This window comes from Spiroplasma endosymbiont of Melieria omissa (assembly GCF_964031175.1).
Lineage (GTDB): Bacteria > Bacillota_I > Bacilli_A > Mycoplasmatales > VBWQ01 > Spiroplasma_E > Spiroplasma_E ixodetis_A.
Genome location: NZ_OZ035012.1, coordinates 659,219 through 680,510, shown reverse-complemented (window position 1 = coordinate 680,510; position 21,292 = coordinate 659,219). Strand labels below are relative to the sequence as shown.

Sequence of the window (21,292 nt, the reverse complement as noted above, 5' to 3'; positions counted from 1 at the left end):
TCATTTTACATTATTTTCGAAAAGATTCTAAACAGGTTCTTATAAGGAAATTTCAACTCATAATGAAAAAGTATTAGTAAGTGTAGAAAATTTTTATTTAAACCCAAAACAATTATTAACCAATCCCTTAGCAACACCTAAAATTATTGGTGCATTAATGGTATTAGTACAAGATATTATGAATTGAGATTATCAAGAAAACCATCCAAAAAATAAAACAAAAATACCAAATTATAAAGGAAATATAAAATTAACAAAACATGAACAAGATGCGTATAAGCAAACCCAATTATAAGGAATTATAAAAATGAAAAATAAAGCAAATTATGTTAGATTAAGAGTAAAAATGAGTAACACTATTGAAGCAAAATATCATGAAAAAGGTAATAAAGAATTATATTATAGTGTTCGTGGTCAATGAAATGGATTAAACTATGTTACTTTAATTTTTAATAACCCAAAATTTTATAAACGATGTATTTTATTAAACAAAAACGATAAAATTATAGTAACTGGTCAAATCTTTAATACTTTAAATATTCCAAAAAATCGTGCATTTTGTTCAATTAATGTTAAATGATTTAAAAAATGAAAGGAATAAATAATGACTAGATGTGATTATGTAGATAATACAGGAAAAAGATGTAAAGTTTTAACTAATAAAAAACCAAACCCAAATAATAACATGCGTTTATATTGTTATTTTTGTCAAGATATAGTAGATGCTATTAATGAAAAAAGAAAAGAAAATTATATTAATGAATATAAAGAAAAAATAATTAATTATATTAAAAAACAACAAAAATTCTATAATGGTACAGAAATAGATTTAGTACTTGATATTTTATTACAAAAAATAATTAATGGTGAATTTAATAATGAATAAATGTAAAAAATGTAATAAAAGAATCTGATTAAGTAAAAATTGATGTATGAAATGTTTAGAAATAATAGTTAATAATTTAACTAAAAATAAGGAGAAATAGAGTGAATAAAGACCAAGAAATTATTAATGAATATAATAAAAAACGTAATAAAGAAATAACAGAAGAACATTTATATAATATAGAAAAATTAAGAGAAGAGTTTAAACAAAAAGTAATTAATAAATATAATGAAAAATTAATTATCTGATTGAATAAGCAAATTAGTATTTGTTTATGTGATTCATTAAAAGAAGCAGGTAAACTTACTGCTTATTATAAAGTAATTGAGTTTATAGAAAATGGAGAATTTAATTAATGATTATATTGCCTACTTTATTTGAAAATAAAGATGAAATTGAAATATTATCACCATTTCCAAAAGCAATTCATACAAGTAATGATATTAGAGCAATTATTTTAAGACAATACCCAAATGTTAAATCAAAACACATAATTGTTTCTGACCCAGAAAGTAATGTTGCATTAATAGTTGGTGATAATGATGTTTATCAAGGTTGAATTAAAGTAACAATTAAAAAATTAGAAATAGAAAGAGAATAACCATGACTAAACGCGAATTTTTAATTAAATGAAATGTAGATGAAAAATTATTTTTTATTGATAATGTTGAATTTTGTACAAGTGACACATGTGTAATGTTTAATTGAAATGATAATTATTTAATGATTGATTATTATTCAGAATACATGAATAAATTTATAGAACTATTAAATGATTTAAAACAAATTAAAGGAGAATAAACAAATGAAAAAGGAAAAAATTAAAATTAGAAATTATGAATTTGAATTAAATTCTTATGTAGTAGATTCTTTACTAGATGTTATAAGAGAACTAATAAAAACAAATAAAGGAGATTAAAATGCCAAACGAAAATACACAATCAAATTATACTTTAACTAAATTAATTAGAACTGGTATAAGCCCAATTTGTGCAATGATTGGTACAAGTGCTTATTATGGTCAAGTAATTGTAAATCCAGTATTAGGTTCAATTAATAGTTTATTATTTGGTAAAAAATTAGGTTTAGATATTTGAAATTTAAATCAAAGACCAAATACTAAAACTAAATTAATTAATAGTTCTAAAAAAATATTATTAGGTTTAGGAACAATTGGATTAGCAAATTATAGTAAATGAACAAAGAATAATATTACTCCAATTATTCCAACAACACCAATGCCAATAACTACTACAACTACAACTGAGGGTCTTCCATGATTACTATTAAATAAACAAGAAAATCAGTCATTAATGGATTGAGATACATATATTAGTTTAAATGCTTATGGTATAGCTAACTAAAGTAATATTTACTCATAAATAATGTAAAATAATAATAATATGTAATTTAAACAGTTTTTGAATTTAAAAGTACAATTCAGCAATAATTAAAATAGATTAGGAAGATTAAATTATGCCAAAACCATACAGTGAAGACTTACGAAGAAAAGTAATAGAAGCTTATGAAAATAAAAATATGAAAATTAAAGAAATTTGTAAAGTGTTCAATATCACTAGAAAGACTTTATTTTTATGAAAAAAAAGAAAAAAAGAAACTGGGCATATAAAACCAATTTTGAATTATCAAAAAGGACATAGCCACAAAATAAAGGATTTAGATGAATTAAAAAATTATTTAGCAGAAAATAAAGATGTTACAGTTCAAAAAGTAATTGATAAATTTGGAAATATGACTAAAGAAACAGTTTATAACTATTTTAAAAAACTAAATTATACATATAAAAAAAACTTTTCTATATGAACAAAGAGATAAAAATAAACAAGAAGATTTTTTAAAAGAAATAGCTAAAATAATGAATGAAGATTTAGTATATATTGATGAATCTGGAATTGATGATAATGAATTTTATAAATATGGTTGATCTGAAAAAGGTAAAAGATTATTTGATAATAAACCCGCATATAAAATAAAGAGAATGAGTATAATTGGTTCACTAAATAAAGGTAAATTAAAAGCCTTATGAGCATTTGAAGGACATTGCAATAGTAAAATTTTTGAATCATATGTTAAAAATAAACTAATTCCAGTATTAAAGCGTGGACAAATTATAGTTTTAGATAATGCAACGTTTCATAAATCTAAATTAACACAACAATTAATTGAAAATGCTGGATGCAAACTATTATTTCTTCCGCCATATTCTCCTAATTTAAATCCAATTGAACATTTTTGATTTGCTATAAAACATAATATAAGAAAAATATTACCAAATTATTGACCAAATATTAAAAAAGCGATTGATTTTGTTTTTCAAGATATGAGTAAACATTACTTTAGTTAGCTATATAATGCACAAGAATTAGCAGATGCAAATATTTCAGAAGGTCTTGTTCGTCTTTCAATTGGTATTGAATATGTTGAAGATTTGTGAAATGATTTGGAACAAGCATTAAAAAAACTATAATAATTATTTATTAGCAATATGCAACCATCAATAACATGTTTCCACTTAAACAAAAATCAGTATAACCATTTGGTAAAATAAATGAGTCACCTTTTTTAATACTAGTATCATCAATTATACCATTACCATCCAATACTGAGATTTGCAATCATCTAGTATTAGGGTAACTATAATGCTTAATTCCCTCATTAATTAATTTAATTAACTTAAAAAACTTATTATCAACTAAATAATTATCATGACCATTAGCTTCACTACTATTTAAATCAGGAGCTAAAACAATAGTTGATGCTTCTTTCAAATGCAAATTTCGTAAATTACCAAGTTCATCTTTACGACCATAATCATATAAACGATATGTAATATCTGATGATTGTTGTAGTTCAAAAACCATAGTATGTGCCAATAAGCCATGAATTTTTAGAGAAGGAACATAAATAAATTGATCTTTTTTAATTGGAATATATTTTAATAGTTTATGTCATTGTTCTTTTACCAATCATTGATTAAACTGATCTTTGGTTTTAGCATTATGACCCAAAATAACTTTACCTTTGGGTAAACATTCTAATATATACCAACATTCAGTTTTTCCTAAACATTGATGATTTTTTTCTGCGAATTTATCATCAGGGTGAATTTGAACGCTTAAACTATCATTTGCGTTTAAAATTTTTGTTAATAACGGATATTCTTTATTAATCACATTACCTGAACTATCAAGATTAGCAAATAAACTGGGTTGCTGTTTAAACAATTCTGCTAAACTTAATCCTTTATACTCGCCATTTAAAACATAACTCATTCCATTGGGATGAGCACTAACTAATCATGCTTCACCAATTGGTGTATTTTTAGGTAAATCAAAATTAAATTTGTGTGCTAATTTTTGACTACCTCATAATTTGCGAATAAAAGCAGGTTTTAAAAAAATTATTTGTGATGTGCTATTATTCATATTCACTCTCCTAAACTTTGATTATTTGTTCAATTAAACTTTATTTTTACTATTTTTAGATTTAGATTTTTTACTATTAAATATTTTCATGATTCTTTCATTCATTAATTTAAAAACCTTAATATTACGTGATTGAATAATTAATAATCCACCATATACTAAACAAGTAACAATACTTCCAACAATAATGGCTAAAAAGAATAAAAGAATACTTACCCAAAGCACATAATTAACTGAACTAACTGCACCTAAGAACCTGTTTAGGATCTTTTTTGATTAATTTTTAATAAAATTTATATTATAATGGTTATTTTATAATAAAAAATAGATTTTTAATCGATAAGTTTTCAAATGATAAAATCTTTTTAACAAAAAAATGAAAAAGAAAATAAATTATTGGTTAAGTACCTATTTATAAATGATTATTTCTTGTTTTAGTTAAATTCTATTAAAAAGATCCTAAACAGGTTCTAAGATAGCAACAATAGGATCACCATGACCTGCAGCATCAGTTAATAAGAAAGCACCAGCAATACTACCAGCAACAGCGCTACCAATAATATTACTAATAATAGCACGTTTTGGATCTCTTACTGTAAAAGGAATCGCACCTTCAGAAATACCAATACACCCCATTAACATTGCTGTTAAACCTAATGTACGTTCACTTTCATTAAAGAATTTACGAAAAATCAAAGTTGTTAAACCCATTCCAAGTGGTGCAACAGGAATAGCTGCACCTACTGCTCCCATAAATAATTGTGAACTAGGATCAGCAGTTATCGTGAAGCTGCTAAAAAAGCAACTTTGTTAATTGGACCACCCATATCAAATCCAATCATGGCTCCTAGCAACATTCCAATTGCTGCCATTGCTTCACGTGGCATGTGGGTTAACCCATTTTGAAATTGTTCCATTATTCAACCAATTGGAGCTCCAATTGCATAAATAAAAGTGAAACTAATTAAAAATGTTACTACAATAGGAATAAAGAAAATTGGCATAATTGGAGCAATAGTCTTTGGTACTTTTCAAGTAATAATTCATCTTACTAAATATCCAACACTTGGACCAATTAATAATGCTCCTAAAAATCCAGCAGAAACCTTTGGCTCTAAACCAGCAATTGGATAAACTAATCCTGCTGTATTAGCAACATATGCACTTACCATTGCCGGAACCAAGGCGGGGCAGCACGTCCTGCAATTGAATTAGCGATAAAACCAGCTAAAATTGGAATCATTAATGTAAAAGCAATACTTCCGGCTTGATTCATAAAATAAAGAAAATGATTATGTGGTAACTTGGAAATATCAAAGTCAGCACCATAAACTGCTTTAGCAATACCAATTGATAATGCTAACATAATTCCACCAAAAACAACAAATGGAACCATATAGCCAACACCAGCCATAATATGTTTCATAATTCCTTGTTTATCAGTAGTAAATAAATCATTTGATTTATTTTCTTTTTCCCCTTTTTGTCCCGATTCTGACTTGTTTATTTCATAAGGTTTTGCGTTAGCAAAAGTATCATTAACAATACTTTCAGGATTTTTAATAACTTTGCTAATTTCTACTTTATATAATGGTTTATTATTAAAACGTTCTAATTTTAAATCTGCAACACCGGCCCGATACTGCAATAATAACTAAATCAGCATTGGCAATATCAGTTGCTGTAAAAGCACCTTTAATACCAATACTACCATGAGTTTCAACTTTAATATTATAGCCTAAATTTTTTGCAGCAATTTCTAATTTATCTTGTGCAATATAAGTATGTGCTACTCCAACTGGACAAGCAGTAATTGCTATAATATTTTTAGTTTTTTTTGAAGAACCTTTCATATCTTCACTAATAGTTTTACTACTAGTTTCAACATTAGGTTTATTATTAATATTTAGTGATTGAATAATTACTTTTTTATCTTTTGAATTAAATAATATTGATTGAAATTCCGGTTTTGTTAATCTTTGTGCCACTTTTGATAAAATTTCCAAGTGTTCATTACCAGCACTTTTTAGTGGCACAATTAAAGCAATTATTGCTTTAACGGGTTGTTCATCTAGTGCTTTCCAAGGAATTGGTTGTTTAAAACGCATAATAAAAATTCCTGATTTAACAATATCTTCATTACGAGCATGCGGCACAGCAACACCATCACCAAAACCAGTAGTTCCTTCTCCTTCTCTTTGTAGAAAACTATTAACTAGTAATTTTTCACTAATATTTTTTTTCAAAAAACCTAATTTTTTAGCAGAAGTTGCTATTTCTTGAAAAGCTTCTGCTTGTGTTTTACAATCAGATTCAAGAAAAACGTGTTCTACTGTCAAAATATCATCTTGTTTAGACAACATACTTCATCTCCTTACTTAATAAATATTCATGACATAATATTAAATTATTATTTTAAAAAAACAGTTTTTTTATTTAAAAAATTAATTAAATTTTTTAATTACTTTATTAGTTTTAATTCTATTTTCTAAATATCAATCTTTATGCTTTGATTTTAATAAATATGTTGTTACTAAATCATTAAAATAAGTAATAGCAAATAATGGAGAAATAAATATTTCTTGTGCTTCATAAAGTCCTGAAGAAACAATATTAAATGTTCAATCAGCATAAGTCACTAATTCAGTTTTATCTTGTGATGTAACAACTGCAATTTTAGCATTATTCTTTTTAGCAAGTTTAGCTGCTTCAACAATAGTAGCGGTTTTACCTGATAATGAAAAAAGAATTATTACATCTTCTGGAATAATTAAAGAAGCATGCATTAAAATACTATCATCATCTTTATTTAAACAGATTGATCGTAAACCAAACCGATATAATTTATTTGATAAATCCTCCGCACCTAAACCAGAATGACCAATGCCTGCTAAATAAATACAAGCTTTACGATTATCATCTATTCAATTAATAAATCTTTGTAATTCCTCATAATTAATCGTTGAATCATTTAAATCCATCAGTTTTTTATAATGTTCTTTTAAAACACTACGATCACCAAAAAACTCACGATTTAAAGCTTTGAAAGTAGTTTCTTGCGCAGCTAAACTAATGATAAATTCACGATAACCTTTAAATCCCAACTTCTTAATTAAATTATAAACAACACTATAACCAACAGTATTTTCTTTAGCCAAAGAACTAATAGTAACTTGATCCATTTTTTGACTATTCTTATTAATATAGTTAATAAGAACTTTTTCTTTTTTTGTGAAATTATTTTCTTCCTTTGATACTCTAGATCAAAAATTATCATTGATAAGCATGTAAAAACTCCTTTTTAAACTAATGTAAAATATTTAAATATTATTATTTTTTAATTATGTGATGAAAATGGATCATTAATATAATATGGTTGCAAATCTTCCATGTTTTTTACTTCGATAAAATATGGTGACAACTTTTGAAAATTTTCCACAATATTACACTTTTCTAAATTTTCAATTATTTTATAATCTAGTAAATCACTAATAATACCAATTTTAGCATTTTCATCTACTAATTGCGGCTGAATAATTATTTTTCCATTATTACATACTGCCAAATAACTTTTATTATTGTATGCTGACAAAACACTTATTGATTTTATTAATCCTGCCTGTAATAATAAACTATTAATAGTAAAAACCGTTAAAAAACTATTCAAAACTTTAAGTGTTTTGACAAAAGTAATTGCTACTCTAATTCCAGTATAACTGCCAGGACCATTTGCAATAACTACTTTTGAAATATCTTTTAATTTTATTTTACATTTTACAAGTAAATTAGTAATAGTTGGAATTGCCAATTCTGTTTGTTTTTGTCAAGCAATAAATGATGAACTTGCTAAAATTTTATTACCTTGCAAAATCACCACTGTTAATTTGTTATTTGTTGTATCTAAATATAATTGATACATAACATCACCTTATTATTTCATTTAGTTGCTATTAATAATTTTCTAATATCTTACATACTTATTATAATATCATGTATAATGTAATTAAAATAGAAAAAATATAGAATTGTGAGTTGATCCATATGGGAATAAGAAAAAATATAGGATTTAAAAGTAAATTTTCTGATTTTTTACTTTGATCTGGACTAATTATTGCTGTTATAGGTCTAATAATGCAATTTGCAATAGTTTTAATTGAGTATAAACCAATAACAGTTGGAACACCTAATCCTCATAATTTATGAACTCCAGATGGCCCATGAGTTGGTATTTGAACAATGATTTCTACCTTTACTATTCAATCAAATTTTTTAGTTTTTCTTTTCTTTTGTTTTGTATTAACAAATCGTTTTCATGACAATCGCGCACAATTTGTTTTTGGGCGATTTTTATTAGCAATTACTGTTTATATTACCGTAACTCTTATCGTATTTTTTGCTGTATTATTTAAACCAATGATAAATAATTTAGATAGTAGTAATAGTATTAGCATATTAAATTTTATAAATACATTTTTATTACATTTAATAGTACCAGTGATAGTGATTTTATATTTTATGTTTTCTGCTGATAAATACTACTGAAAACTCGGAAAACAAACATATCTTTGAATACCAATTATTTCTATTTACATGTTTGCATATTTAGGTTATGCACTTGCTAAAGGAAATTTTGTTGGTTTTTTAAGAAAAGGAACGACAGAAATTGATTATTCATTTCCATATCCATTTTTAGATTTTCATAAAAGTTTAACTACTTTCTTTATTTATATCTTTGCAATTTTAATCTTATACATAATTTTGATGTTACTTTTTACTCTTTATAATAATATTCTTTATAAGAAAAATAATAAACCAATAGCAGCTTTAAGAGATACAAATTTTTAATGTAAAATAATTTATAAATAAAGTGTACTAGTTTATAAACTAGTACACTTTATTACTATTATTTATTATTTAAAAAATATTGAAAAATAATTGTAGGGAGGAATATATATTTGTGAAAAGTAAAATTTGAAATTATATTATTTTTTTAAATATTATTTTGTTATTTTTTTCCTCCTTTTTCTTAATATATTTTATTTTAAAATTATATAAAAACTCCTTGTATAGCATATATAGCATACAAGGACTTAAAGTCAAGTATAAAATTAAAACCGGCATTACCTAAATATTTTCTAAACATTTATAACTGCCATTTTTATTGTAACTCACTAAAAAGAAAAAACAAGTAATAACATTTTTTACACTTATCATTTTATATTTTTATATAATATATTGTATTTTAACAAGTACTACTTAAAAATAATAAACTTTATTTTAAATATTTCTTTTTACGAATAATAACAACAACTATTGGAATTATAGTTAAAAAACTAATAATGAAGCCACAAATGATAATAATATTTCAATTATTAACTAACATTTTAGTTGTTAATGGTATATTAACATCTCAGGGACGATCTGAATTATTACTTTGTAAATAATTAACATAATTTTGTTTAGTAATATCACCTTGATATTGAATAAATCATGATAAAAACTCACCAGCAGCATTATTTTTTAAATCTTCAATTTTAATACTATTATTAGTAGCACTAATTAAATATTGCTGAAAACCTGCTAATAAATTATTAGTTTTTTCAAAAAAATCAGTACAATTTGGAAAATTAGGTATTTTTGTATTGCTTCTATAAACAGTAATATATTGTTCAGAAGCAGCTTGACGTTGTAAGTCAGATGTATCTAAACCTATACAATAAACTTGAAAATTACTTCCTTGATTAAGAGTTAAATTATCACCATCTTTAATAGGTGTTCCTGAATCATTTTTTGCTTTTTGTAAAGTTTGTGAATCAACTTTTCATTTTAGTCAATGTTGTTGTGAATCACTAATATTTACTTTAGCTTTCTCAATAGCTTTATTCATAACTATTAATGTATTTTTATTATCTTGTGAATTATTTTCAACTAAATATTGAGGTGTAATTACAGGATTTTCTTTAACTTTTTCATCACTAATAGTACTAAATTGAATATTTGAACTATTATTTGTTAACTTAATAGTTTTACTATAGCCACTATCTTTAACACTAACATTAAAACTAGTTGATTTTAAATGATCGTCTGGTTTATGATTTAATATTGCATAACTAATTGAACCATTATCAAAAACTTCATCATTTTTATCATTTATTAATAATTGTTCATTCTTATCATTTTTATTTTTTGCTAAAATAGCTAACATTGGTTGATTAGTATCATTGGGATTACCATTATTAAGTGGTAAAATTGCTAACCGATCTTGAACGATTTTATGACTATTTAAAAAATCATCGCTTGGTTTAATCATATAAGGAATACTAAAATAATTATTAAAATCTGCCCTAGGATTTACCGTTGCAAAAATACCATTGTTAATCTGTGCTGGTAAACTATTATCATTGTAACCAACATAAACATAACCAAAACTAGCAATATCATTAAAACTTTGTTTAGCAACACTACGACCAATAACTTTATCAGTAAAATATTTAATAGCATTATCTGGTAAGATATTATTAGCTTTGTTTTCGATTTGTTCCTTAAATTTCTTATTAACTTCTTTACTAATATCATCATTTGAATTATTATTAACCTTATTAATAAGGTCTGATCAATCATTAAATTGTTCTGTTATTACTTCTTTATGCAATCTAATAAAATCTTCATACTTATTATTAATTGAATTTCAAGTATTGGCTTCACTAATTAAATTTTTATTATTTTCCTTAACAGTAATATGAAACCCAGAAAGTTTGTTACTGTCATTAACAGTACTAATATTAGATTGATGATTAGTAACTATCATTAAACTACTAGTAAGAGATAATGCCAAAGCCAAACTTATTGTTTTAAAACTTTTAGTTTTAAAAAAACTAAAAGATAAGAAATTTGTCATTATGATTACTCCTTTTTTTACCTATTATTTGTGTTTATAATTATAATATTAAATTAAGCATATTTAATTAAATACTTAAAATCTTAGTTTTAATAAAATAAAACTAAGGATATATAATCAATTATTAAACTTTTTGTTAAATCAACATATATAATTTTAATACTTATATAATTACTTATATATTCATTAAAATTATAAGGATAAAAATTATATCCTTAACATTAATAATAAACTTTATTACCAAAAAATCAAGATTAAATAATTAATAAGTTAATTTTTTTTAACTTATTAAGTGTTTTAAATAATCAGTTAGTAAATATTAATAGTGATAAGGAAAAACTTGATATACTAAATAAGTAGCATATTCAATCATAATAAAAAATTAAATTTAATTCTAATATAAATAGGAGAAAAAATATGAATTGAAAAAATAGTAGTGAATACCAATTAAAAAAAAGAAATCTTATTAAATTTATTTGACGTTTATTTGGTCTACTTATTATTTCTTTATTCTTAATTTTTGATTTAATAATTACTATTAATTATCCCAATGCTTTCATTGTTCCTAATGTTGATAAACCAACTGAAAGATTGGCAATTTATTATTTTTATTTTACAACTCAAACTAATTATTTAGTACTCATTTATTTATTTGCTTTTTTATTTGAAAGTAAATTTAAAGAAAATTCAAAACCAAGTTTTTATATTTTATTAAGCATTACTATTTATATTACAATTACAATGTTAGTATTTTGAATAGGTATCATTAGTAATAGCCAAGAAAGAAGTAAATATGGAACTGATATTTATTTATGATTTAAAACAATAATTCTAAATCTAATTATGCCAATTGTTATGATTTTAAATTTTGCTTTATCATGTGGACGTGATTTTTATTCACTAAAAAATCATCATAAACTTTATATGTGATTTATTTTATTTTCTCCTTGTTTTTATGTAGTAATGGTAATGGTTCGTGGTGTACTACGTGTTAAACAAGGAGAAAATATTAATACTTGTTATCCTTACTTTTTTTTCAACTACCAAAAATATGGTGTAGGAGTATTAGTTACTGCTATTATTTTTCTGTTAATTATTAGTATTGGTTTACAATACCTTTATTTATGAATTAATAACATACAATATAAAAAAAAGCATGATGATGATAAACCAAATTTTCCAATCATTACTTATCCTTATGGTTTTAAATTATAAAAAAATAAAATAAGGCTTTAAAAATTAAAAGCCTTATTTATACAATTTATTAAATATTTTTAATTATTCATTTACCATAGAAACTACTTCTTCTGGTTTATTAGTAACTGGAAGATATTTACCAATAATTAATAATACACCTGAAGCAATATTAAGTCCTAAAAAATAATATTAATACCACTAATAAAATTAAAATTTGATGAAAACATAGCTATTAAAGAAAAACCTGCTAAAACCAAAGTTACAATTCCAACAGCTAAACCACTATTAGCATTTCCTTTTAAAACATTATTGCACATAATAATTATTGCAATTGAAAATCCAATAGCAATTAAAAGTCCAAAAATCAATCCAACAATAAATATTGTACTAACTCCTGATGTTAATGAAGTGTGATCATATTTTGTAAAACTTTTAAAATGACACTACTTGCTGTTGCTAAAATAATTGTAATAATTACACTTCAAATAATATTTATAATATTTGTTATGAATCCAATTTTAGCTCCAATATATAATTTTTTATCTAATTTCTTTTCAACCTTATCCATTTTTTCTCTTTTTTTCTTAAAATCTTTTTTACATTTTAATACTCTCAATCTTAACATAAAAAAAATTTAAAATTTAAATTAAATACTAACACAAACAAAAAAATTTGGCATCGTGCTATTTTCCCATTGCTGGTATTTTCGCCGCTGGAGTGCTTAACTGCTGTGTTCGAGATGTGAACAGGTGTGACCACTCCGCCATGGACACCAAATAGTTTAGCAATTGCTCCCTAAAAACTAGAAACAGACATCTTTAAATTTGATTACTTTTGATTTGCAATAGAGAATATATTCTTTAATAAATCCTCGATCTATTAGTATCAGTAAGCTGAACATATCACTATGCTTACACACCTGACCTATCAACCTTGTAGTATTCAAGGGATCTTACTTCTTTCGAATGAGAAATCTCATCTTGGAACTGACTTCGCGCTTAGATGCTTTCAGCGCTTATTCATGCCCTACATAGCTACCCAGCTGTGCCACTGGCGTGACAACTGGTGCACCAGAGGTAGGTCCATTCCGGTCCTCTCGTACTAGGAACAGCTTTCCTCAAATTTCTTGCGCCCACGACAGATAGGGACCAAACTGTCTCACGACGTTCTGAACCCAGCTCGCGTACCGCTTTAATGGGCGAACAGCCCAACCCTTGGAAGCGACTACACCTCCAGGATGCGATGAGCCGACATCGAGGTGCCAAACCTCCCCGTCTATATGAACTATTGGGAGAGATTAGCCTGTTATCCCCGGGGTAACTTTTATCCGTTGAGCGACGGCCTTTCCACACAGCACCGCCGGATCACTAAGCCCAACTTTCGTTCCTGCTCGACTTGTATGTCTCGCAGTCAAGCACCCTTTTACCTTTGCGCTCTACATATGATTTCCATTCATATTGAGGGTACCTTTGGGCGCCTCCGTTACTTTTTAGGAGGCGACCGCCCCAGTCAAACTACCCACCAGACACTGTCCTTAGACCAGATTATGGTCTCAAGTTAGAATTTCAATATAGCAAGGGTGGTATCCCAATGGTGACTTCATGCCTACTAGCGTCTGCATATCAACGTCTCCCACCTATGCTGTACAAACTACACCAAAATTCAATATCAAGTTGTAGTAAAGCTCCACGGGGTCTTTCCGTCTAATCGCGGGTAACCTGCATCTTCACAGGTACTAAGATTTCACCGAGTCTATAGCCGAGACAGCGTCCGGATCGTTACGCCTTTCGTGCGGGTCAGAACTTACCTGACAAGGAATTTCGCTACCTTAGGACCGTTATAGTTACGGCCGCCGTTCACTGGGGCTTCAGTTCAAAGCTTCGCTTTACGCTAACAAATCTCTTTAACCTTCCAGCACTGGGCAGGCGTCACCCCCTATACATCGTCTTACGACTTAGCAGAGAGCTGTGTTTTTGCTAAACAGTCGCCCGGACCTCTTCACTGCGACTCATATTGCTATGAGTTCTCCTTCTCGCTAACTTACGGGGTTATTTTGCAGAGTTCCTTAGCTATAGTTATCTCGCTTGCCTTAGGATATTCTCCTTGACCACGTGTGTCCGTTCTCGGTACAGGCACCATGGTGATGTCTTTAGAAACTTTTCTTGGAAGTATGGCATCAAATGCTTCGTTACTAAGCAAACCGTTCACTCCCCATCGTACTTCAAGGTTAACGCTGTGCGGATTTGCCTACACAACCCTCTTTGTACTTAGCCCAGCACTACCAACCACTGGGACATTTTAGCCTTCTCCGTCATTCCATCAGTCACCATGGTGGTACAGGAATATCAACCTGTTATCCATCGACTACGCCTTTCGGCCTCGCCTTAGGTCCTGACTAACCCTGGGTGGACGAACCTAGCCCAGGAAACCTTGGTCAATCGGCATGAAGGATTCTCACCTTCAATCGTTACTCACGCCGGCATTCTCACTTCTAAACGCTCCACTAGTCCTTCCGGTCTAACTTCGTCGCAGATTAGAACGCTCCCCTACCGCCCACAATATATGTTTACATATATATAGACCCATAGCTTCGGTACAATGCTTAGCCCCGGTAAATTTTCCGCGCAGAATCATTCGACTAGTGAGCTGTTACGCACTCTTTAAAGGATGGCTGCTTCTAAGCCAACCTCCTAGCTGTCTGAACAATTCCACATCGTTTTCCACTTAGCATTGATTTGGGGACCTTAGCTGATGATCTGGGCTGTTTCCCTCACGTCCATGGACCTTATCACCCATAGACTGACTGCCAGATATGTAACAATGGCATTCGCAGTTTAATTGCATTCAGTACCCCGAGGTGGGGCCATCATACATTCAGAGCTTTACCTCCATTGCACTAATTCTGACGCTAGTCCTAAAACTATATCGGGGAGAACCAGCTATCTCCAGGTTCGATTGGAATTTCACCGCTAGCCACAAGTCATCCACGGTCTTTTCAACGAACGTTGGTTCGGTCCTCCATTAACTGTTACATTAACTTCAACCTGCTCATGGCTAGATCACCTGGTTTCGGGTCTACGACCACATACTAAAAGCCCTATTCAGGCTCGCTTTCACTTCGGCTCCGTCTTTTCAACTTAACCTTGCATGTAATCGTAACTCGCCGGCTCATTCTACAAAAGGCACGCCGTCACCCATTAACGGGCTCCGACTTGTTGTAAGCATATGGTTTCAGAAACTATTTCACTCCCCTCTCGGGGTACTTTTCACCTTTCCCTCACGGTACTGGTTCACTATCGGTAATTGGTTAGTATTTAGCCTTACGCAGTGGTCTGCGCAAATTCCGACAAGGTTCCACGTGCCTCGCCGTACTCAGGATACTGTCAAGAGATTTATACATTTCGCATACTGGGCTTTCACCATCTATGGCGTTGCTTCCCAACAACTTCTGCTATATATAAATTTTGTAACTCTTCATAGGTCGAACCTAATAGACAGTCCTATAACCCCAGTCTGACGACTGGTTTAGGCTGCTCCCTTTTCGCTCGCCGCTACTAAGGGAATCGCATTCGCTTTCTTTTCCTCTAGGTACTAAGATGTTTCAATTCTCTAGGTATCACTCTGCACAACTATGAATTCATTGTACAGTACTATCTGATTAAAGATAGTGGGTTTCCCCATTCGGACATCTCCGGATCAAAGCTTATTTCCAGCTCCCCGAAGCTTATCGCAGGTAATCGCGTCCTTCATCGTCTTCCAATTCCAAGGCATCCACCATACGCTCTTAATAATTTATTTTTAGAATATCCTATTGCAAGATAAAAATTATCTTATTTTTTTTAAAAGATGTCTATTATCCAGTTTTTAAAGAACAATTGCTCAGAGAAAACAATCCCTGAAAACTAAACAGAACAAAAGAAGTAATCCAATAAATCATCCATCTAATTTTTCTTGTTGTCTTGGTTTCTTATTAGAAACTAAACTCCATAGAAAGGAGGTGATCCATCCCCACCTTCCGGTAGGGATACCTTGTTACGACTTAACCCCAATCATCAACCCTGCCTTTGGCAGCTCCCTCCTTACGGTTAGGACACCAACTTCTGGCATTGCCAACTTTCGTGGTTTGACGGGCGGTGTGTACAAGACCCGAGAACGTATTCACCGCGACATTGCTGATTCGCGATTACTAGCGATTCCGACTTCATGAAGTCGAGTTGCAGACTTCAATCCGGACTGAGACTGACTTTTTGAGATTTGCTTGACCTCGCGGTTTAGCGACTCTTTGTATCAGCCATTGTAGCACGTGTGTAGCCCAGGTCATAAGGGGCATGATGATTTGACGTCGTCCCCACCTTCCTCTAGCTTACACTAGCAGTCTCCTTAGAGTCCCCAACTTAATGCTGGCAACTAAGGACAAGGGTTGCGTTCGTTGCTGAACTTAACCAAACATCTCACGACACGAACTGACGACAACCATGCACCACCTGTATCCTTGTTAACCTCTACTATATCTCTATAGCTTCGCAAGGTATGTCAAGACCTGGTAAGGTTCTTCGCGTTGCTTCGAATTAAACCACATGCTCCACCGCTTGTGCGGGTCCCCGTCAATTCCTTTGAGTTTCACTCTTGCGAGCATACTACTCAGGCGGAGTACTTAATGCGTTAGCTACAGCACTGCCTCATGGCAACACTTAGTACTCATCGTTTACGGCGTGGACTACTAGGGTATCTAATCCTATTTGCTCCCCACGCTTTCGTGCCACAACGTCAGTAATAGGCCAGTTAGCCGCCTTCGCCACTGGTGTTCCTTCATATATCTACGCATTCCACCGCTACACATGAAATTCCACTAACCTCTCCTATACTCTAGTAATGTAGTTTCCAAGGCGGTTAGGGGTTGAGCTCCTAAATTTAACCTCAGACTTGCAAAACCGTCTACGCACGCTTTACGCCCAATAAATCCGGATAACGCTTGCCACCTATGTATTACCGCGGCTGCTGGCACATAGTTAGCCGTGGCTTTCTGGTAAGGTATGGTCGATACTAAAATCATTTCCTATTCTAGCACTTCTTCCCTTACAACAGACTTTTACAATCCGAAGACCTTCATCAGTCACGCGGCATTGCTCCATCAGGCTTTCGCCCATTGTGAAAAATTCCCTACTGCTGCCTTCCGTAGAAGTTTGGGCCGTGTCTCAGTCCCAATGTGGCCGTTCATCCTCTCAGATCGGCTACGCATCGTTACCTTGGTAAGCCATTACCTTACCAACTAGTTAATGCGCCGCATCCCCATCAATTAGCGAAGCAAATGCTCCTTTCATTATTTATCATTGCAAATAAATAACATATGCGGTATTAGCTGTCGTTTCCAACAGTTATTCCCCACTAAATGGTAGGTTAGATACGTGTTACTCACCCGTTCGCCACTAAAGTATTGCTACTTTCGTTCGACTTGCATGTATTAGGCATGCCGCCAGCGTTAATCCTGAGCCAGGATCAAACTCTCAATAAAATTGTTTTTGTTAAAAGATGATGTCTCACTTATTTAATTTTTAATAAAAAATTGACGGATTAATTCTTGTTTTATTTAGTTTTCAAAGATCGTTTTTTCTAGTTTGTAACCCATTTATTTTTGGGACAATAACAATAGTACAACATGCCATAATTATTGTCAACCTAATTATCATAAAAAAACATTATTTTTTTAAAATTAAAATCATTAAAATTTTTTATAAAATTAAAAAAATAAAATATTATTTATTCTACTAAAAATTTAATAGTAATATAATCACTCTTAATTGTTAATTGATATTGACCAATACCAATAAAGTCATACAACTTTAAAGCAAGATTTTTAAATTTTTTATTACAATCATTATTTAATAATAATATTTTTTCAATATTATTATTTTGTAAATCTTTCACTAATTTTGAATTAATCGTTTTATTTTCTGGTATTGATCAGTAATATTCTTTTGTTAATTTATTATAACTAGTTAATTTACCATAATTTGTTCCATCAATATCTGCAAAAATTACTGATTTATTTTCATTAAATGTCAAATGACCCGCTTGAAAGGCAATAATTTTTAAAGGTCCAAGTTTTTTATTAAAATTAACACGATTAATTGTACATAGTGCCTGATGCACAGTAAATGTTGATTGATAAGATAATAAAGGATAATCTTGATTAAAATGTTCATTAAGTAATAATGTTTCATAATCTAGTTTATATTTAAGAATAATTTTTAGTTCATTAACAACCAATTTGTTATTTTCAATGAAATTTGTAACTAAACATGGTATTTCATTAAAATTTGGAAAAATACGATTAAATACTTTATTACTTGTAACCTCATATAATAATGATGCTATTAATAAATTGTCATAATGATAATTAATTAATTCAGTATCTAATTCTTGACTTAATCTTAAATAAAAATAATTAACTATTTGATAATCATTTAAAAATAAGAATTGTTTTAAGATATTTTGATTACGATTAGTATCATTATCATGGGTTTGATAATTTTTTATTTTTTTTGCTATTCGTAAATAAAAATCATTTAAAAAATTATAAAATTCTTGAATTGTCAAATCATAATCAATTAATATTTTAAAAATAGCATTATCATTATAAAGTTGATAGTATGATTGAATTACCAAATAAATTTTTTTTCGTGATTGATATCATTGCTTTAAATTAGTTAAAATGACGTTTTGACTTCTTGGTTCTAAAGTAATAGTACATCCATAAGGTAAATTAAAACTATTAGGTAATTGTTTATTAACATTTATAATATGTGAATTCGAAAGATTTTTAATACCAATGGTTATGTCATATTTTTTATCAATATTAGCAATTAAATCATAAACCTCTAAACAATGTTTAGTTTCTGTTTTTCTCAATCCTCTTCCTAATTGCTGTAAATATACTGTTTTTGAATTAGTTGGTCGTAATAAAATAATAGTATCAATTTCAGGAATATCAATTCCTTCATTAAAAATATTTACTACACATAAATAATTAATAATTCTATTTTTAAAATCATTAATTATTTTACTACGATTAGTTTGATTTTTACTTGTTAAAAAGTCTGCTTTTAAGCCCTGATTTTGCAAAAATCTAGCAACAATTTGTGCATGAGTAATGTTAATACAAAAAATTAAACAAATCCGATTACTATAAAATCCAATATAGTCATTAATTACATCTAATAATAACTTATTTCTTGCTTCAGTATTTAATTTTTTAAATAATTGTTGATCATTATTTAAATCAATACCAGTTAAATCAGCAGTAATGTCATCAATACAATAATAATCAAATGGTGATAAAAGTTTTTCATTAATTGCATCTCACAATCGTAATTCATGTGCAAACTCATTATCAAAATAATTAATAATGTTTTTATTATCTTCTCGTTCTGGTGTTGCTGTTAAACCAATAATTTGTTTAGGATGAAAATAATTAAAAATTGTCTGAAAAGTTTTAGCAGCCAAATGATGAGCTTCATCAAAAATAATAATATCAAATTGTTGACGTTTAAACTTATTTAGATGTCTATGTACAGTTTGTACTGTTGCAAATAAATATTGTTCTTGAAAATTATTTTGTTTACTATTTAAAATAGTTGCAAATTTTTTATCATTTATTACTTTTCGAAAAGTAATAATTGCTTGTTCAATAATTTCTCTTTGATGTGCTAAAAATAAAATTGAAGGTTTTTGATTATTATTTTCTTTGATTTGATTTAAATAGTCAAAAGCAGATACTACTGTTTTACCAACACCTGTTGCCATGACAATTAAATGTTTTGTTTTTTTAAGTTTTCTTCTTAACTTTAATTTATTAATTAAGGCAATTTGAAAATCATAAAGAAAATAATTAGTTGCTAATCATTGTTCATCTTTTTTATTTACAAGCAATCGATTATATTCAATTCGTGATAGTAATTGTAATCGTTGTTGTTCATCATTTAAATCAACTAAATTATCATTTCATAATTTATAATACTGATTTAAAATGTTTTGATATAGTTGCTTATTATCAAATTCATTAATTTTAATATTTCATTCACGACCACTAGCTAAACCTTTTTGTGTTAAATTTGATGAACCAATTATTGCTGAAGAAAAACCTGAATTTCGTTTAAAGATGGCAGCTTTAATATGAATTCTTTCACTACGTTTTTCTAAATTATTTTCAACTTTAACTTTAATATTAGGATACTTTTTTATTATTTTAACTAATGCATATAAATTAACAAATAAAGCCATATCATCAAAAGTAGTAGTAATAAAATTAATAGTAATATTATGACTTAAAGCATAAGTAAATGATGAACGTAACTTATTAATAATTGAATTTGATATAAAAGGATAAATAAAGTATACTTCATCACAAGTTCTAATTTCCTGATTTAAATGATTAATTAATGCTTGTTGGTTTTCATTAGTAAATAAATAATTGTCACTTAATCTAATATTAGAAGTTAAATGATTATCTATGATATTATCATTTACTTGTAATAAAATATTATTACTAAATTTATTAGTAGTAAAATTACTTATGATTTGATTTAAAAAATCAATTTTTGCTTCTGGTGATTTAATCGTTTTTAATTTTTCAATTAAAGTATTATTTAGTTGTTTAACTAAATAATGATCAATGTCTTTAATTAATTCTTTTTCATCATTAATATGTGATGTTTGGAAATTATTGCTAATATCATCACTAATCTTTAATAATAAATCATAATAGCCCTTATTTTTCATACTCTACACTTCCTAATAAATAGTGTCTATTTTAATAAATTATAATCTATATTTTAATATATTATTAACTATTATAAAATAATTTTG

The 21,292-nt window shown here is 28.3% G+C and carries 21 protein-coding genes, 3 rRNA genes and 1 pseudogene; 11 read left to right on the top strand and 14 right to left on the bottom strand.

Annotation, left to right across the window (positions count from 1 at the left end):
* The first annotated feature begins 307 nt into the window (after positions 1–307).
* The 9 genes and pseudogenes from ACQH26_RS04545 to ACQH26_RS04505 all read left to right on the top strand — a co-directional run.
* Positions 308–601, top strand: a complete 294-nt coding sequence (locus tag ACQH26_RS04545; RefSeq protein ID WP_425382967.1) for a hypothetical protein — start codon at positions 308–310, stop codon at positions 599–601.
* A gap of 3 nt (positions 602–604) precedes the next feature.
* Complete coding sequence (locus ACQH26_RS04540; protein ID WP_425382875.1) at positions 605–886, top strand: hypothetical protein; 282 nt, start codon at positions 605–607, stop codon at positions 884–886.
* A 101-nt stretch (positions 887–987) separates the two neighbouring features.
* Positions 988–1,242 carry a hypothetical protein gene (locus ACQH26_RS04535; RefSeq protein ID WP_425382876.1) on the top strand — a complete coding sequence of 85 codons (255 nt, stop codon included), beginning with the start codon at positions 988–990 and terminating at the stop codon, positions 1,240–1,242.
* Positions 1,242–1,487, top strand: coding sequence for a hypothetical protein (locus ACQH26_RS04530; protein ID WP_338987609.1), 246 nt, complete (start codon positions 1,242–1,244; stop codon positions 1,485–1,487). The genes ACQH26_RS04535 and ACQH26_RS04530 overlap by 1 nt, the downstream gene beginning before the upstream one ends.
* Before the next feature lie 2 nt (positions 1,488–1,489).
* Entirely contained in the window at positions 1,490–1,687 is a 198-nt protein-coding gene (locus ACQH26_RS04525) for a hypothetical protein (protein WP_338961342.1), read from the top strand.
* Between the two features lie 119 nt (positions 1,688–1,806).
* Entirely contained in the window at positions 1,807–2,250 is a 444-nt protein-coding gene (locus ACQH26_RS04520; RefSeq protein WP_425382878.1) for a hypothetical protein, read from the top strand.
* A 112-nt stretch (positions 2,251–2,362) separates the two neighbouring features.
* The gene (locus tag ACQH26_RS04515; RefSeq protein ID WP_425381978.1) at positions 2,363–2,722 is read left to right on the top strand and encodes a helix-turn-helix domain-containing protein; all 360 of its coding nucleotides are present in this window, start codon (positions 2,363–2,365) and stop codon (positions 2,720–2,722) included.
* 40 nt (positions 2,723–2,762) lie between these two features.
* Positions 2,763–3,251: an IS630 family transposase gene (locus ACQH26_RS04510; protein WP_425381862.1), complete on the top strand. Its 489-nt coding sequence runs from the start codon at positions 2,763–2,765 to the stop codon at positions 3,249–3,251.
* Positions 3,252–3,257: 6 nt separating this feature from the next.
* Positions 3,258–3,374, top strand: a pseudogene (locus tag ACQH26_RS04505) (PLP-dependent transferase); the annotation flags it as partial.
* 10 nt (positions 3,375–3,384) lie between these two features.
* Here the strand turns inward: ACQH26_RS04505 and ACQH26_RS04500 are convergent.
* From ACQH26_RS04500 to tsaB, 8 genes are all read right to left on the bottom strand, one after another.
* The gene (locus ACQH26_RS04500) at positions 3,385–4,332 is read right to left on the bottom strand and encodes a type I phosphomannose isomerase catalytic subunit (RefSeq protein ID WP_425382966.1); all 948 of its coding nucleotides are present in this window, start codon (positions 4,330–4,332) and stop codon (positions 3,385–3,387) included.
* Between the two features lie 33 nt (positions 4,333–4,365).
* Positions 4,366–4,557, bottom strand: coding sequence for a hypothetical protein (locus ACQH26_RS04495; RefSeq protein WP_425382965.1), 192 nt, complete (start codon positions 4,555–4,557; stop codon positions 4,366–4,368).
* A 234-nt stretch (positions 4,558–4,791) separates the two neighbouring features.
* The gene (locus ACQH26_RS04490; protein WP_425382964.1) at positions 4,792–5,085 is read right to left on the bottom strand and encodes a hypothetical protein; all 294 of its coding nucleotides are present in this window, start codon (positions 5,083–5,085) and stop codon (positions 4,792–4,794) included.
* A 26-nt stretch (positions 5,086–5,111) separates the two neighbouring features.
* The gene (locus ACQH26_RS04485; RefSeq protein WP_425382963.1) at positions 5,112–5,504 is read right to left on the bottom strand and encodes a PTS transporter subunit EIIC; all 393 of its coding nucleotides are present in this window, start codon (positions 5,502–5,504) and stop codon (positions 5,112–5,114) included.
* Positions 5,498–5,980: a hypothetical protein gene (locus ACQH26_RS04480; protein ID WP_425382962.1), complete on the bottom strand. Its 483-nt coding sequence runs from the start codon at positions 5,978–5,980 to the stop codon at positions 5,498–5,500. The genes ACQH26_RS04485 and ACQH26_RS04480 overlap by 7 nt, the downstream gene beginning before the upstream one ends.
* Positions 5,934–6,695, bottom strand: a complete 762-nt coding sequence (locus ACQH26_RS04475) for a fructose PTS transporter subunit IIB (RefSeq protein ID WP_425382961.1) — start codon at positions 6,693–6,695, stop codon at positions 5,934–5,936. The genes ACQH26_RS04480 and ACQH26_RS04475 overlap by 47 nt, the downstream gene beginning before the upstream one ends.
* An 81-nt stretch (positions 6,696–6,776) precedes the next feature.
* A complete protein-coding gene (locus tag ACQH26_RS04470; RefSeq protein WP_252320354.1) occupies positions 6,777–7,619 on the bottom strand; it encodes a MurR/RpiR family transcriptional regulator in 843 nt (280 codons plus the stop codon).
* 50 nt (positions 7,620–7,669) lie between these two features.
* Positions 7,670–8,251, bottom strand: coding sequence for a tRNA (adenosine(37)-N6)-threonylcarbamoyltransferase complex dimerization subunit type 1 TsaB (tsaB, locus tag ACQH26_RS04465; RefSeq protein WP_425382960.1), 582 nt, complete (start codon positions 8,249–8,251; stop codon positions 7,670–7,672).
* Between the two features lie 122 nt (positions 8,252–8,373).
* Here tsaB and ACQH26_RS04460 point away from each other — a divergent pair, with 122 nt between their 5' ends.
* The gene (locus tag ACQH26_RS04460) at positions 8,374–9,177 is read left to right on the top strand and encodes a hypothetical protein (protein ID WP_425382959.1); all 804 of its coding nucleotides are present in this window, start codon (positions 8,374–8,376) and stop codon (positions 9,175–9,177) included.
* 427 nt (positions 9,178–9,604) lie between these two features.
* Here the strand turns inward: ACQH26_RS04460 and ACQH26_RS04455 are convergent, their stop codons facing one another.
* Positions 9,605–11,230, bottom strand: a complete 1,626-nt coding sequence (locus ACQH26_RS04455) for a hypothetical protein (protein WP_425382958.1) — start codon at positions 11,228–11,230, stop codon at positions 9,605–9,607.
* A 417-nt stretch (positions 11,231–11,647) separates the two neighbouring features.
* Between ACQH26_RS04455 and ACQH26_RS04450 the strand changes: the two genes are divergently transcribed.
* Positions 11,648–12,445, top strand: coding sequence for a Pr6Pr family membrane protein (locus tag ACQH26_RS04450; RefSeq protein WP_425382957.1), 798 nt, complete (start codon positions 11,648–11,650; stop codon positions 12,443–12,445).
* Positions 12,446–12,827: 382 nt separating this feature from the next.
* Here ACQH26_RS04450 and ACQH26_RS04445 read toward each other — a convergent pair whose 3' ends face one another.
* The 5 genes from ACQH26_RS04445 to ACQH26_RS04425 form a co-directional block, all read right to left on the bottom strand.
* Positions 12,828–12,995: a hypothetical protein gene (locus tag ACQH26_RS04445; protein WP_425382956.1), complete on the bottom strand. Its 168-nt coding sequence runs from the start codon at positions 12,993–12,995 to the stop codon at positions 12,828–12,830.
* A 102-nt stretch (positions 12,996–13,097) separates the two neighbouring features.
* Positions 13,098–13,204, bottom strand: a 5S ribosomal RNA gene (gene rrf, locus ACQH26_RS04440).
* A gap of 82 nt (positions 13,205–13,286) precedes the next feature.
* Positions 13,287–16,225, bottom strand: a 23S ribosomal RNA gene (locus tag ACQH26_RS04435).
* A 192-nt stretch (positions 16,226–16,417) separates the two neighbouring features.
* Positions 16,418–17,939 (bottom strand): 16S ribosomal RNA (locus tag ACQH26_RS04430).
* The 16S, 23S and 5S rRNA genes sit together here, the layout of an rRNA operon.
* Positions 17,940–18,184: 245 nt before the next feature.
* A complete protein-coding gene (locus ACQH26_RS04425; protein WP_425382955.1) occupies positions 18,185–21,205 on the bottom strand; it encodes a DEAD/DEAH box helicase family protein in 3,021 nt (1,006 codons plus the stop codon).
* Between the last annotated feature and the right edge of the window lie 87 nt (positions 21,206–21,292).